The following is a 14,229-nucleotide window of genomic DNA, read 5'->3' on the forward strand; positions in this document are numbered from 1 at the left end:
AAACGTTCCCATTAGGTTGACGATACGTACTGTTATGTATATATTTATACGTATAGAGGGGGGCAATGCGTATGCAAGCAAAACTAACATTAAAAATGGATAAAGATGTTATCGAGTCAATGAAATGTTATGCAGCAAACAATAAGAAAAGTCTTTCACGACTGGTCGAAGATTTTTTTAAAACCTCTATCGAAGAAATAAAAGATACGATTAGTATTTCTCCTCTTGTAAAAGAATTGACGGGAATTATCAGCGAAAAAGATATGGACAATGCCGGTTATATCGACTATTTGGAAAAAAAATATGATTAAAAAAGTTTTTGTCGACTCCGATGTCGTTTTAGATGTTCTGTGTAAAAGGATTCCATACTATGAATATGCGGCAAAAATTTTTTCATTAGCCGATATGAAAAAGCTAACCGTATATACTACTTCTTTGGTAGTTGCAAATGTCTATTATATTTTGCGTAAGGCAATAGGGATAGAAAAATCGAAAGAAGCATTACGAAAATTACGACTTTTGGTAAATATTATTCCGATACAGGAACGAGAGGTTGACATAGCACTTAATTCATCCTTCGCCGATTTTGAAGATGCTTTACAATATTACACTGCAATCAAACATGGTATGGAGACCTTACTAACACGAAATATAAAAGATTATAAAGAAAAAGATTTGATCATTCAAACTCCTGAACAATTTATCAAAGGTTCTTTCCTATAAAACGCCGGAAGTAAAAGCGGTTTGATGCGGTTACCCGGCGGCGGCCATGACCTGCTTGACAGGAGGCGCGTAAATCCGTATATTCGATGAGATTAAGCCTGGGGATGTTCCGGTTTCGACTAGGAAGCAGAGGCTTGAGTTGCAGGTGGAGAGCCGTACTCCTAAAAAGCGGCAAACTTTATAACTGCCAACAATGACAGTTCCGACTACGCATTAGCTGCGTAATCGCGGAACCTACCGAGTGTTGCTTCCGAGCGAGGTAGAGTTCCGACGCTATTCGGAGCTTGCTTTTTACCGGATGCGGACGGTAAAAAGGACACTTCCCGCAATACGGATTCGACGCTTTCGGCGCTGACACCGGATCCCGACAATCACCTCGCGCCGATAAACCTGTAGACGCTCCTGTGTCTCTTTTTAGGACGGGGGTTCAATTCCCCCCATCTCCAACGTTTCTATTGATACATAATTAAATACGGGCGCGGGTTGAGTAAAAATACTTCTTCCGGCTTCATAATCGGAACGTCATAACCGGCGCCTGCAACCATCGGTTTTAAAAAGAGCTTAAACGACTTTAACGGAATATTTTTTGCGACTGCGTTATATGCATACGTTTCTTTTTTTAACTTCGGTGAGCCGAAACCGTCGGAACAATGGATGAGCTGCACCCGCTCGTAATTGCTTTTTACCAAGTGCCGCTGTTGAATCATTTTTGCATTAAACTGGTGAATAACCAACATACGCCTGCCGCCGATACCGTGCTCAATCATATAATTCTGGATAATTTGCTGCGCTTCGTTGATCTCCTCCGCTGTAACGGAACCGATTTCCTTCATCGGTTTTGTGGTGCGCCATTCGGGGTCAAGCGCGAGATGGACATTCGGATATTTTAAGAACGGGAGTAATTTTTTCGTTGCCTCGGCTACAGAGTACTTGCCGATTTGATGGTCGAGGAACACATACCACCCCCGCGCTGCCGCAAAGGCAATGTACTGCTCTACAATATCGGTAGAGAGTATGCCGATTTCACCGGCAGGCCAGCAGGTGCCGTAAATGATATAAAATGCGGGGATAATTTTTCGATTGCCGTTTGCAACATCGTAGAGTTTAACGAATTCATTCATAATCGGCTCAATCTCTGTAAGCGAATATTGACCGAGTATACCCATTGTGCGGGCATTCGGTTTTCCGTATAGCGCAAAAATATCGCTATTGAGCAATACCGATTGCAAGCCCTGTTCCGCTCGCTCTTTGTTTTTTAAAATATCCTGATACTCAATAGGACCAGCCAGACCGCCCGTTTCCATAACGCTAATTTCCGGTTTATTGAGAAAAAGAGCACGGGGAAAGACCGGTTTCCATTCAATCTGTCCCTGCGGAACGGCTGCATTCCTTTCAGGATTGACGGAATCATAGGCAAATGCGCCGGTGGTATAAAACACGGCGGTACAAAGAAGTAGGACGATTTTTTTCGGCAAAGATACTACCATAGCTTTCATAGTATCGGCAATAACTGAAAAAGCTATAGGTATGAAACACCCGCAGATTCTGCATGGAATCCTCGCCGTCCTTGGCAGTTCTGACACGTTGAGGGTTTTTCAGTAGCGGCATGGATACCATTGTTCGGGAATGTACATCCTTGCATATTCCCGAACAGCGCTTTTGCAAATAGACGGTATAGATACGAGGCGCGAGCACAAATTAACCGCAGGCACGGTAAAAAATATACATCCTTGTATATTTTTTACCGTGCCTGCGTGTTTGCAGGGCAAACACGCTACTGACTAAAACCACCACCATCCGTGGTGGAGATGACACGTTGAGGATTTTTCAGTAGCGGCACGGATACCATTGTTCGGGAATGTACATCCTTGCACATTCCCGAACAGCACTTTTGAAAATAGCCTGCTATGAAAAGTCAAGTGGCTAAATGAAAATTTTGAGGCAGCTTAGAAAGCTCAAAATCAGGAGGAAAGAGCGGGAGATAATCAATATTGTTTTTGAGTATGGTAAAAACGACGTTAAGAAGTTTATGAGTAATGAAAGCCAAGGCTTGAGATTTATTCTTTCCTGCATTCATTTTTTTCTGATAGGCAAAAGCAAATGAGGGATCCCATTGTTTGACGGTGTTTGCAGCAAGCCACAGCGCTCTGCGTAGATACGGAGAGCCGCGTTTAGACATATGAACCCTTGTTGCCGAGAAGGAACCGGATTGCTTAATAACCGGATCCAGACCTGCGAAAGCGGTCAGCTGTTTTGGATTTTGAAAACGGGAGATATCACCTATCTCGCTCAAGATTACAGCAGCGAGCGTAGTACCCATTCCCTGTATTTTGGTTAATTTACAATCGAACTTGGCATACAGTTGTTCGATGAGCGTCTCAATTTGGCGTATTTGACTTTCTAAAAGTTCAAGTTGTTCGATCATTTGCTTTACAAGCAGAGACAAAGACTGAGAAGATAAAAGAACTGCAAAAGAATTTCGTGCACGTTCTCGTACTTGATCAGCTTTCTGCTGCTTAAAACGGCCTTTACTTGACTTGCGTAAGATTTCACACAGCCGTTCGGTGTCGAGAGCGAGGATTTCTTCAGGACTCGTGCATTCCTTCAGCAGTTCACAAGAGGTTCTGCCGAACATGTCGCTAAAAAGTGATTCATATTCGGGAAAAATCCTGTCCATCATGGAAATAACTTTGCGCTTTATATCACCTGCCATATCGACCAGATAGAAACGCTGACGAGTAAGGTCACGCAGAGCGAGCATATCATCGTTGGCAAGATTGGTTTCACAGTATTTCCCTAGCCGTATACATTCGCCAATCAGTTGTGCATCGATAGGATCGGTTTTTGTCCGTCGTATCTGCAACCGGCGCAGTGCATCGGACTGGAGGGGATTGATAACGTGAATGGTAAAACCTTTATCGCTCAGCCACGTATACAGGTTCAGCCAATAATGTCCGCTCGCTTCCATACCGAAAACGAATTGACTGATGTCAGTACTGATGTCGGCAAGTTTTTGAAGAAGACCGTTAAAGCCTTCGACGGAGTTGTCGACTTTGAACGTTTTACCGATGAGCTTACCGGTATCATCGGTTATAGCAGCAACGTGAGTTTTCTTGGCAATATCAATTCCAACAATAAACATAATGCTGTATTCCTTTGGGATAAATGGATTGGTGAAATATGAATGATCTTATCTCCGAAAGGCACACATCCTCGTGTGAGATACGGGGAATGCCCCCATCCTGCTCATCTGTGTACTACCTACCGGAGCTAAGAAATCCAGTCTATTTTACGGGGAGCACCCCCAGCGTGCAGACGGGTTATCTCATCATATTGCACGGGTATACTATCCCAAAATGCATAAGATCATTCAATGACTTTATTATACGAGACGGTATAGATACGAGGCGCGAGCACAAATTAACCGCAGGCACGGTAAAAAATATACATCCTTGTATATTTTTTACCTGCGTGTTTGCAGGGCAAACACGCTACTGACTAAAACCACCACCATCCGTGGTGGAGATGACACGTTGAGGATTTTTCAGTAGCGGCACGGATGCCGCTGGTTCTATCAGAAGCGATGTTTCAGCATCGCTGAAACTCGCTGTCAAAAGTGTACAAGGATGTACACTTTTGACAAGGCAACGAAGTAGATGCCCCGTATATTTGCAAAAAAAGGACGGTTTGATCAACAGCATCAAACCGTCCTTATTTCGGGTGTATAAGAAACGGCGTCTGGATGTTGATACCGCCGTTTAATGTCCCCTTCTTTTTTCATTATCGGCGGTGGCTTTAAAATATTGAGAAATATTTTTATTTTTATGGAAATATGCGAAAGGATATTGGTGCATTTTTAAAAAATATCTACTTGTCGGCTTTTAAATATGTCATGTGCTTGTAACGCCATCAGACGAATCCTTTTGTAGATATTTTCCGCAGCGGCAATGGGCTGCAAATCGCTGTCTTTGCCGGTTTCGTCATTAAAAAAGAGCACGGCAACCAAATCTTTCGCAAAACCGTTCTTTATGTTCTCGTCTATTTTGTTGAGTTGTGCAATTAAGGCAGCCTGTTCACGGGTACCGCTTCCGTTGCCGGAATTTCCGCTTTCACGTTTGCCTGCTTCGTTGTACTCCGCTAAGCGGCGGCACAATGCCTCGGCTTTTTCCGCTTGGGCTGCGAGACCGGCGGCACTCTCGGTCATTGCCTTGACCGAAGCGGCTAACTGCCGCTTCCGCGCACCGCAGTCGGTTAAAAATGCTTGGGAATACACGTTTTTTATAAGAGTTTCCAACCGTTCATCGATGGCGACGCGCGGGAGGCCGCCGGTCATGCCTGCAAAATCTTCCGCAGTACAGGCGGGCATTCCGGGAATAAACACTCCGTGCGGCATAAGATTGAAGGTTTTAACCTCCGGATATTTGGCAAGCGTGCTTTCAAACCACCACGCATAGAGCAGCATCCGGCGGTCGGTCAGTACTGTACCTCCGGCATAATCCTGATGCAGCGAAGGAAATGCCGAATATAAGCTGTTAAAGTTCGCCTGCTCTGCGGAAGCAACACGGGTAGAGCGGGTATGGACGGCTTCTTCAAAGGTGCTGCCTGCAAAGTGCGTTTGCTTACCGGGATAGGCCAAATCCAACCCCGCCATGATAACGGGCTTGGCACCGATATACCGCGCAAAATCCCACGCAGTCGTTGCAACCGAACCTCCGGCAGCGAGCACACAGTCCTCATCGCCGTTTTGCTTTTTGCCTTTGCTTTCAAGATAACGGGCAAAGGGTACTGAAGATTCGGAGAGGAATACTGCGCGGTAACGCTGCCGGAGTACCGCCGGAAAAACCGCCGCCTCGCTGATTAGAATAGACTTGCTTGTGTCCAATCCGGCGGTATGCAGGTAGTTCCAATACTGCGGATCAAAGCTGAGGATAAAATCCGGTGTAATGCCTGCCCGCAGACATGCCCGCAGCGCCGTATCCACCGCAATAATCAGAAAATCTTTGCCGCTTTTTTTTATCTGCTCAAGATGAGCGGCTAAACTCGGCCCGCCGGCAAGGACAACGGCTACCGCATCGGGAAAAGCATTTTTAAAACAGCCGATCTTTGCCGTCGTGCAAAGCATATCGAGGTTTTTTACCGTATTTTTTAACCACAGCGTACCGAAGCGTTCCAGTGTTTTGGCATTGATGCTGTTTTTCATTTTATTCCGCTCAAGCAGCGTAAAAAAAGTCCCGTACCACGATTTATACGTTTCGGAGGAAACGGGCGCTTTAAACAGTATCTTGTTATTCCACCCCGTCGAAGCGAGAAACGAGGCTGACTCCTCCGGTTGTGTTCCGATCAGAAGGCTTAAACGCCGGTGCCGAAAAAAGGAATCGAGCGGGCGGGCAGCCAAGCAGCACAGAAAAATATCCCGATCTGCTTCGATGATGACCGCTTCGGCGGCGGGGAACCGTTCAATATACTGCGACGCAAGATAGCCTAAGCCAAGCCCCGTAAAGATACAGCGGCTCTGCGCCTCTGCGGTTTGAAAAAATTCGGAATCGAGGATACGGCGGGCTTCTTCTTGAGGGTTATATTTGGAATGCACAAAGCTGCCGTTTACCGCCAGCGTCGGCGTATGTTCCATACCCTTTGCTTTTGCTTGTACTAATCGATATGCGGGCGGTACGGCTTGTAAACACTGGAGAGCTGTTTCCGGTCGATTGAGTCCGAGCCTTGCCGCCTGTTCGGGAAAGCGGGCGGTAAAGTCATTACAATTTTGGAGGAACACCTCGGTATCGATAGTAAAGGGTACGCCGGCAGAAGTAGCTCCGGCACCGATGGAAGCCCCATTGTTACCGGTAGAAGCTGCGCCGATAAAAGCTGCGCCGTTATTCAAGGGTGAGTTCAATGATCATTCCTTTTACAACCGGCGTTCCTGCTGCCGGACTCTGGGCAGTTACATAGCCGTCTCCGGTCAGCTTAACCGTAATATCGGTTCTGCCTAATAAATCGAGGAGCAGCCGCTTGGGAGTTCCGATCAAATCAGGCATCGTGTCGCCGACGGTTACGGGTGTTTGACGGTGCGATTGAATAATGCCGGTATGGGTTACATTCGGAGCATTTGCCCGCCCCATACCGCGATAATCGATGATGGCATTGGCCGCTTCCGAGATAGCCGGCGCGGCGACCAACGAACCGTAGGTTTCCCCGACAGGACGGATAACCGCCATATACAGGATAATCTGCGGATCATCGACGGGAAAAATACCGATACAGCTGCTGAGGTAATCGGTGGAACTGTAGCCGCGCCCATCCGCTTGCGCCATCTGTGCCGTACCGGTCTTAACGGAAATCGGTACGCCTTTAATCGAAGCACGAAAGCCGGTGCCGTCATCAGCGGCGGTCTGCATATAACCAAGTACCGTTTTTGCCGTTTGTGCCGAAATAACCTGTTCGAGTGATTTCGGTTTATGCCGGTAGACAGGCTTACCTGCCGAATCCAGAATTTCGGATAATAGGCTGAGTTTTAATGTTTTGCCTTTATTAGTAAATGCCGTTGCCGCTTGTACAATTTGCAGGGAGGTAACGCCGATTTCCTGCCCTATCGCAATGGTATGTTTAGTACGGGCTGACCATGACGACACCGGCGCAAAAATGCCCGCCGCTTCTCCGGGCAGCTCAAGGCCGGTCTTTTTCCCGAATCCGAATGCCCGCAGCTTTTCGGCAAAAGCCGCGGCATCCGTTTTGTCGGCAATCTGTGCCATCCCGTCGTTACAAGAAAATCTGATAATGTCGCGCGGTGTTACTTGGCCGTGTACCCGCAAACAGCGGATCACATTTTGGTCTTTTTTTTCACTTAGTTGCCGCGGTTTAAACGCAAATTGTGCATCGCAGGTGTAGACATCGGAATCCTTCGTCGTGCCGAGTTCTAAGAAAGATGCTATCGAAAAAATCTTAAAAACGGATCCCGGTTCATAAATAAAATATGCGGGCCGGTCAAACCGTTCTTCTTTTTTGCTGGATGTAAAATGAGCTAAATCGACCGACGGTTCGTTTATATACGCAAGGATTTCGCCCGTCTTTGCATCTGCTGCCAAAAAAATGACTGCCTCCGCCTTTGAGCTCTTCATTGTCCGTTCGGCTATCTGTTGCAGCATATACTGAATGGAAGCATCGATTGTTAAGGCAACCGTATAACCGTTTTTGTCCGCACCGGCAGTACCTTCAGGCGGGGAAAGGATATTTTGCATAGAGTATTCAATACCTGCCAATCCCTTACCGTCATCGCCCAGATAGCCGATCAGCGTCGATGCAAGTGCATTCTCAGGATAGATGCGGTTTGCTACCGCTTCAAGTCTGATCCCTTTTAAATTATATTCCCGTATTGCATCTTTTAAAATATCTTTTTCATTTTCACTCAATTTCTTTTTTAAATACAAAAAATTCGATTTGGAAGCCTGAATTTTATCAAGCAGCTCGGATTCCGATATTTCGAGAATCGGGGAAAGAATATTGACAAGACGGTTAACATCCCCAATCAATGTTTTATTTACCGATAGATTATACAGCGTTGTGGCTGCAGCTAAGATTTTTCCGTTCCGATCTAAAATTGAGCCCCGTTCGCGGGTCTTCTTAACGGTACGTACTTCCGGTTCCGCCCCAAGCATTGCCCGCGCATATTTTGCAGCGATTAAGCCGGTAAAGATGAGCAACAAGCCGATAAAAAAGATAATGCGTTTTTTAGAAATAAAATGATTTAGTTCCATAGTAACCGACCGCAGATACTATCAACCGAGACAAATCCGTAATCACGGGAGTCGCGGGATTGGATTGCATTATCGCCGAGTGCTAAAATAAAACCGGCAGGAACATATTGTTCGGCTTGCGGTAAAAATCCTCCCAGATTTCTAAATTGGACGCGGTTAAGCGCAACAGTTCTATTATCGTCTAATATAAGTGAACCATAACTTTCCGCCGATTTTTGCGGAGCCGAAATAAAATGCAGTTCCGTATTTTCTATTTTTACGCAGCGTTTTACCACAAACCGCCCGTCTATATGATAGAGGACGGTATCCCCTGTTTTTGGCATTCCCCAGCGGCAAAGATACCGGTTTGCAGCAGGAAGCTGAATTCCATACGCCAATTTCCATATAACAACAAACTGCCCATCGGAAAGGGTGGGTTCCATCGAATGCCCCGAAATCCGCCTTATATCTAAAACATAGCTTTTTAAAAAGAGTAGGCCGCCTATTAACACAAGGAAGCACAGGAGTTTTCTTTTCACCGGCTAAAGATAGCAAAAAAACAAGATTTTTTCCAGCGTGAAGCAACCGCGATGCCCCATTCCTCTTTTAGGTGAGAACGAACTATTTTTATTTTGACAGCGGTATTATGGTGTGGTATGCTTTTAGAATATATGATGATGGAACGAAATAAATGGCTTTTAGTTTTGGCGGCTGCCGTAGTTGCAGCGGCGGTGATGTCCTGCACGAGCGTGTGGAATAAGAAATACAAAGATGATGCAGGAGTCATGTATGGGATGATCTATGACGAACGGGAAGAAGGTGTGGCGTTGGTCAACGTAAAGGTAAACGGAACGCTGAAGGCGGTGTCGGACGGGCAGGGGCGGTTTATCCTACAGTTTTATTTTGCGGATATAAAGGATAAGAAGGAACAACTGATAGAATTGGAAAAAGAAGGGTATGAAAAATTTAAGCAGGTATTTTATTATGAACCTCTGAGCTTATTGCATTTAAGGCTTGAAAGCGGTGAATACTTATTAAAAGAAGCGGAAGGGGTGATAGAAAGAGGAGACTATGAAGAAGCGGAGGGGTTTCTCGATCGAGCGTTCGAAATAGAAGAGAGCCGAGATGAGAGCCTTTTTTTGAGAGCGGTGATACGATATAAGGAAGGAAAAGCTGATGAGGCGCTTGCGGCGTTAGAAAGCATGAGCAGAAAGGAAGATGCTGCGGTAAAAGCGTTTATGCAGAGACTGGAAGCGGTAAGGAAATAAAAGTGGAGAGGCGGATAAAAGGATATCTTGGAAAAGTTGCAGCAGTGTCGGCTTTTGTGCTTTTAGTTTTGAATGTCGCTATACTGTTGAGTGTGCAAAACAGGCAAAAAGAGATGGAAAGGATGCTGACGCTTGCCTTAGAGCAAGGGAGAGATGCAGCGGAAAAAGCGCTTGGGGCACAGGGAGAGGAAATAAAAGAAGCGATCGCGGTAAGCGAAGCGAATATAAACGGGCGACTGGACAGGATAGAGAAAACGATGATTGCACAGGGGCGGTTAAAACGCGGAGCGGCGGGGCAAGTTTCGGCAGGAGAAAAAGAAAGCGGGAGTGGAGTGCGGCTCTTGTATGATGAAACATATTTGGAAGGGAAAGAAGAAGAAGCCTACCGGCTTTTAAAGGGAAAGAAATATGCCGCGGCATATCAACTGTATAATGAAATTGTAGAAAAAGATCCGGAGCGACTTATGAGCCGGTATTACCGGATGTACAGCTTATTTTACGCGAATGAAATGAACAGAGAAAATTATGCGTTTTTATTGAAAGAAATCGAATATCTGCGGGGGAAGGGGATGAATGAAGATAGCTTTAAAAAGATAGAAGCGTTTATCGGAAAGGAAGGCTTATTTTAGACAATGCAGTTGGCATTGTCTAAAAACGCTGCGAGTTTGCGTTCGCAAACATCGCTTATTAACATGTGCGCTACCGCGCACGAATTCGGCAGCTTCAAAAATTGATATTTTGTTCGGCTGTCGAATTTTAAGGAACGAGGGATAGTAGATGAGGGGCGGTAAGTCGTTTTTATTGGCATGTGTTATTGCAGTATTGCATACGGTAGCGGCGCATGGGGAGCGCGTTTATATCGCGCCGATTTTAAGCGTGGATGCAGGTGAGGAACGGTACGAAATAGACGAGCGGTATCAGGATGATATTTATCAGAGCCTTGAAGAACAAAAAGAGGCGCTTGAAATGATGGTAGTAAAAACACCCGCGCAGATAAAGACAGTGAGGTCTTCCTATGATGCCTTAAAAGTATGTAAAGAAGAAAAGATTGAGTATTTGCTCTATGGATGGGTAAAAAAGAGCGAGCATACGTATGAAGGAGAGTTACGGATATTTGACGGAGAGGGGCGTAAGAACATTTATACCGTATACGAAAAAGACGGAGCGACAGAATATGAAGCGTTTATAAGGAATATCAGCGGGAAAGTAGTAGGAAAGTTGCGGGAGCTTTTTTACCTACCGGCTGAGGAGAAAGGTGAAACGCACAGTAAAATCAATGTACAAGCGGAGATAGGCTATTGGACATTTATGAATAAAGATTGGCTCAAATATCTTACGGGAACAATAAGCGTTGGGGGAGGACTTGAAGTAATACCGAAAGACGTAGTTTTTTCTTGGAAGAAGATAAATATGTATTTTTCGATTGGATTTGCAGCGGATTATCGTTTGGCAGTGAGCGGAAAAGAGGCAATAAAAAGTTACCTACATACCATTGATATCGCAGGATATACGAATGTGTATGTTAATTTTCATAATGAACACACTATATACGGGAAAACGGGGGTATTCTATGATTTTGATATTCTTTCATATAGTGATAAATATGCAGACGGCAAGGTGTCCCACTCGGGAGCGGTAGGCATGGTTTTTGGACTTGGATATAAATACGGAATTAATGAGAAGGTGCGTTTGCTGTTTGAGAATGATTTTGAATGTATTTTTTATAAGAAAGTGATGGGAAAATATAAAGGGACGTTCGGGGTGGAAGTGGAAGTATTTAAAAAGGAGTATAAGGGAAGATGAGACGGAGCGTGGTTGCAGCGGCGTTAATAGTAGGTTCAATAGTGATATATGGCGGATGCGGGAACGGTATATACGGCATTGTTGCGCGGGATCAGGGAGATCCCGATACGTTTTATCTGAACGTAGATTCATTTAGCGAAGAGAATGTCATACGGTGCAGTTGGGCAAAAGATGAGCGGTGCGACAGATATATTGTGATGAGGAGCGAAGATAGGGAGCCGTTACATTTTGAAAAAGTATATGAGGGAGACGGTACGAGGTATGAAGATGCGGTGTTAAAAGAAGATACACGGTACTTATATCGGCTGGATAAGGTGCGGGGAAAAAGAGGTTTTAAAGGAAAGACCCATTACATGGGGATATACAGTAAACAGGTAAAAGATGTGTATGAGCCGAATGATAAGAAAGAGAATGCGGTTCTTTTGGAAAGTGATAAACAAGCAAATGTGTATTATTACCGGTCGACGGAAGGGACGATTTTAGAGGATGAAGACTGGTATAAGATAAGAGTTCCGGCGAGGAGGCAGGCGAAGATAACGATTGTCTATAACGTTGCAAACCATCCCTTTGTTATCACGAAACCGTACAACGGAGAGGAGGAGCGTCCTGCAACGAATGGCTTCGTTGAGATAAAAAACGATACGGACTACGAAAAGGAATTGAGGTTTAAAATATCATTGGATAAGAACATTGTCGTAAGCGGAAGTGCGGGAGGTGCATGCTATCGGTATACCTTGCGCCTTTTATCAATTGAATAGGGAAAGAGCGAGATGAAAAGAAAGGTCGTTTTGCTGGGTATACTTTTTTTATCGCTTTGCTTATATGGGCAGGAAGCGGAAGAAGAAAAGAGTAGCGAAAAATATGAGCTGCAATACATTGAAGCGAAAAAATTTATCGACGCATTACCGGAAGGATTGAAGAAGAACAAAATATATATTTTAACGGACAGAAACGGATTTGTTATTCGGTGCGGAGAAGAAGAGAAAAAGGTAGTAGAAGAGTATATTCGGATACTGGATGAGGAGCCGAAAGCGACGGCGGTAACGCTAAAGTATCTATCGACGGAAGAACTGTTAAGGAATTTACCGCCGTCGGTGAATAAAGAAAGTATAACGGTAACGAGTAACCCGAACATTCTTTTTTTTAACGGGAGTGAAGGGAGAAAAGAGCAGTTTTTAAAAGAACTGGAACTGATCGATAAACCGAAGGCGCAGATACGGTACCAATTATTGGTGGTGCAGTATGAGAAAAGCGAGGATATGAATTGGACTAAGAGTCTTGAAGTAAAGAAGAGTAAGGGACAGCCGATGAGTGAATTTTCCGGAGTGATGAGTAATATCTTTAATATCAATTTTGATATTGTTTCGAAATTCGGCTATCAGTTTATTGCGAAGTTGAGCTTTGAGTTATCCGAAAATAAGGCACGAGTATTAGCGGACACAACGCTGAACGGACTGACGGGAGAAGAGGTAAAATTCCAAAATACGAATACGTTTCGCTATATCGATAAGACATTCGATTCAAATGGCAAGCCTTTATATGGGTCGATGAGGGAGATAACATCTGGGTTATTGCTAAATATCAAGGGGAATGTTTCCGGAGACGGAATGATAACGATGGAAGTAAATGCGCAAGTGTCGAAGCAGGGATCGGGGGGAGTAACAAGCGGGGTGCTGCCGCCGACGTCGGAGAAGATTGTAAAGACAAAGGTGAGGACGCAATCGGGTACGCCGATTATTATCGGCGGTTTGTTGCAAGCGGAAAGAAATTCGAGTGAAAAAAAAGTACCGGGACTCGGCGATATACCGATAGCGGGAATGTTATTTAAAGATACGAGTGGGGCGGAAACGGTGACGGAGATGGTTATTTACATTGTGCCGTATCTGCATCGGGAGAAAGAGAAAAAAGAGAAAAAGAGCGAGCGACTGATGCGGCTGTATAAGAAGTATGTAGAAGAAGAAGCGAACTGAAAAGCATCGGAAAATTTTATAGGAGTAACTATGAAAAAGACAAACAAGATTATTACTTTGTTGTTGTGCCTCGGATTATTGACAGGATGTGTTAATCAGTACAGTTCGGGAGGTACCGTCGGAAATAACCCGCTTGACGAAGGGAAAGAGATAGAAGAAAAGGAAGAAGAGAGCAAACCCTCTGAAGACATATTGTTTACTAAAGGAGCCGACGGGAAGATTATATTTAAGGTGAGAGACACAAAATATTGGAGCGTGAGGGGATACACTTTATGGAAATTTTTCGGGACAGAGATAGATAAACAGAAACCGTGCATACGGGTCGTAAAGAAAGAAGGAGCAAGCGAAGCCGGATACGGGCTTGTATGCTACAGTACCAAGACAGAGGTAGGACAGAAGCAGTACCGGATGCTCGTTGTACTGATACATACGGACGGAAGATACTCGGTAGGCTATGCAGTGAACGGGAAATATGAGCATATAGCATGGAAAAAAGTGAGCGAACGGTTGGCAAAGGGCTATGGGGTGGTGAATAGCATCAGCGTAAAGAAAGACGGAAAGGCGATACAGATATACTTTAATGACGAAAGGTGTGAAGGAAAAGCAGACTACACGATTAACAATGCGGATGAGTACGCGTTAGGGGAAGGCGAAGCAGGAGTGATAGCGGTAACATCAGCGAAGGATAAATTTCCGAGCGAGAGTGTGTGGATAGAGTACGAGGCGGTACGGTAA

13 protein-coding genes and 1 other RNA gene are annotated in these 14,229 nt (G+C 44.9%); 9 read left to right on the forward strand and 5 right to left on the reverse strand.

Annotation, left to right across the window (positions count from 1 at the left end):
- Positions 1-71 precede the first annotated feature (71 nt).
- The 3 genes from E4N69_RS00860 (at position 72) to ssrA (ending at position 1,172) form a co-directional block, all read left to right on the forward strand.
- Positions 72-311, forward strand: coding sequence for a DUF6364 family protein (locus tag E4N69_RS00860; protein ID WP_253824180.1), 240 nt, complete (start codon positions 72-74; stop codon positions 309-311).
- Complete coding sequence (locus E4N69_RS00865) at positions 304-723, forward strand: type II toxin-antitoxin system VapC family toxin (protein ID WP_253824181.1); 420 nt, start codon at positions 304-306, stop codon at positions 721-723. The genes E4N69_RS00860 and E4N69_RS00865 overlap by 8 nt, the downstream gene beginning before the upstream one ends.
- A 100-nt stretch (positions 724-823) precedes the next feature.
- Positions 824-1,172: a transfer-messenger RNA gene (gene ssrA / locus E4N69_RS00870) on the forward strand.
- A 3-nt stretch (positions 1,173-1,175) separates the two neighbouring features.
- Here the strand turns inward: ssrA and E4N69_RS00875 are convergent.
- The 5 genes from E4N69_RS00875 to lepB all read right to left on the reverse strand — a co-directional run bounded on the left by E4N69_RS00875 (position 1,176) and on the right by lepB (position 8,992).
- Positions 1,176-2,219: a hypothetical protein gene (locus tag E4N69_RS00875; RefSeq protein WP_162662041.1), complete on the reverse strand. Its 1,044-nt coding sequence runs from the start codon at positions 2,217-2,219 to the stop codon at positions 1,176-1,178.
- Between the two features lie 419 nt (positions 2,220-2,638).
- Entirely contained in the window at positions 2,639-3,865 is a 1,227-nt protein-coding gene (locus E4N69_RS00880; RefSeq protein WP_253823921.1) for an IS110 family RNA-guided transposase, read from the reverse strand.
- 714 nt (positions 3,866-4,579) lie between these two features.
- Positions 4,580-6,616, reverse strand: a complete 2,037-nt coding sequence (locus E4N69_RS00885) for a motility associated factor glycosyltransferase family protein (RefSeq protein ID WP_253824182.1) — start codon at positions 6,614-6,616, stop codon at positions 4,580-4,582.
- Positions 6,597-8,474: a penicillin-binding protein gene (locus E4N69_RS00890; protein WP_162662042.1), complete on the reverse strand. Its 1,878-nt coding sequence runs from the start codon at positions 8,472-8,474 to the stop codon at positions 6,597-6,599. Before E4N69_RS00890 ends, E4N69_RS00885 begins: the two co-directional genes overlap by 20 nt.
- Positions 8,465-8,992, reverse strand: coding sequence for a signal peptidase I (gene lepB / locus E4N69_RS00895; RefSeq protein ID WP_253824183.1), 528 nt, complete (start codon positions 8,990-8,992; stop codon positions 8,465-8,467). The genes E4N69_RS00890 and lepB overlap by 10 nt, the downstream gene beginning before the upstream one ends.
- Positions 8,993-9,109: 117 nt before the next feature.
- On the opposite strand from lepB, the gene E4N69_RS00900 reads away from it, so the two are divergent.
- The 6 genes from E4N69_RS00900 (at position 9,110) to E4N69_RS00925 (ending at position 14,229) form a co-directional block, all read left to right on the forward strand.
- Entirely contained in the window at positions 9,110-9,721 is a 612-nt protein-coding gene (locus tag E4N69_RS00900) for a tetratricopeptide repeat protein (protein ID WP_253824184.1), read from the forward strand.
- A 2-nt stretch (positions 9,722-9,723) separates the two neighbouring features.
- Positions 9,724-10,350 carry a hypothetical protein gene (locus E4N69_RS00905; RefSeq protein WP_253824185.1) on the forward strand — a complete coding sequence of 209 codons (627 nt, stop codon included), beginning with the start codon at positions 9,724-9,726 and terminating at the stop codon, positions 10,348-10,350.
- Between the two features lie 148 nt (positions 10,351-10,498).
- On the forward strand, positions 10,499-11,524 hold the full coding sequence (locus tag E4N69_RS00910) for a hypothetical protein (RefSeq protein ID WP_253824186.1): 1,026 nt from the start codon (positions 10,499-10,501) through the stop codon (positions 11,522-11,524).
- On the forward strand, positions 11,521-12,282 hold the full coding sequence (locus E4N69_RS00915; RefSeq protein ID WP_253824187.1) for a hypothetical protein: 762 nt from the start codon (positions 11,521-11,523) through the stop codon (positions 12,280-12,282). The genes E4N69_RS00910 and E4N69_RS00915 overlap by 4 nt, the downstream gene beginning before the upstream one ends.
- 12 nt (positions 12,283-12,294) lie before the next feature.
- Positions 12,295-13,494: a type II secretion system protein GspD gene (locus E4N69_RS00920; protein ID WP_162662047.1), complete on the forward strand. Its 1,200-nt coding sequence runs from the start codon at positions 12,295-12,297 to the stop codon at positions 13,492-13,494.
- A gap of 30 nt (positions 13,495-13,524) precedes the next feature.
- Complete coding sequence (locus E4N69_RS00925) at positions 13,525-14,229, forward strand: hypothetical protein (protein ID WP_253824188.1); 705 nt, start codon at positions 13,525-13,527, stop codon at positions 14,227-14,229.

The organism is Treponema sp. OMZ 906, from assembly GCF_024181185.1.
Lineage (GTDB): Bacteria > Spirochaetota > Spirochaetia > Treponematales > Treponemataceae > Treponema.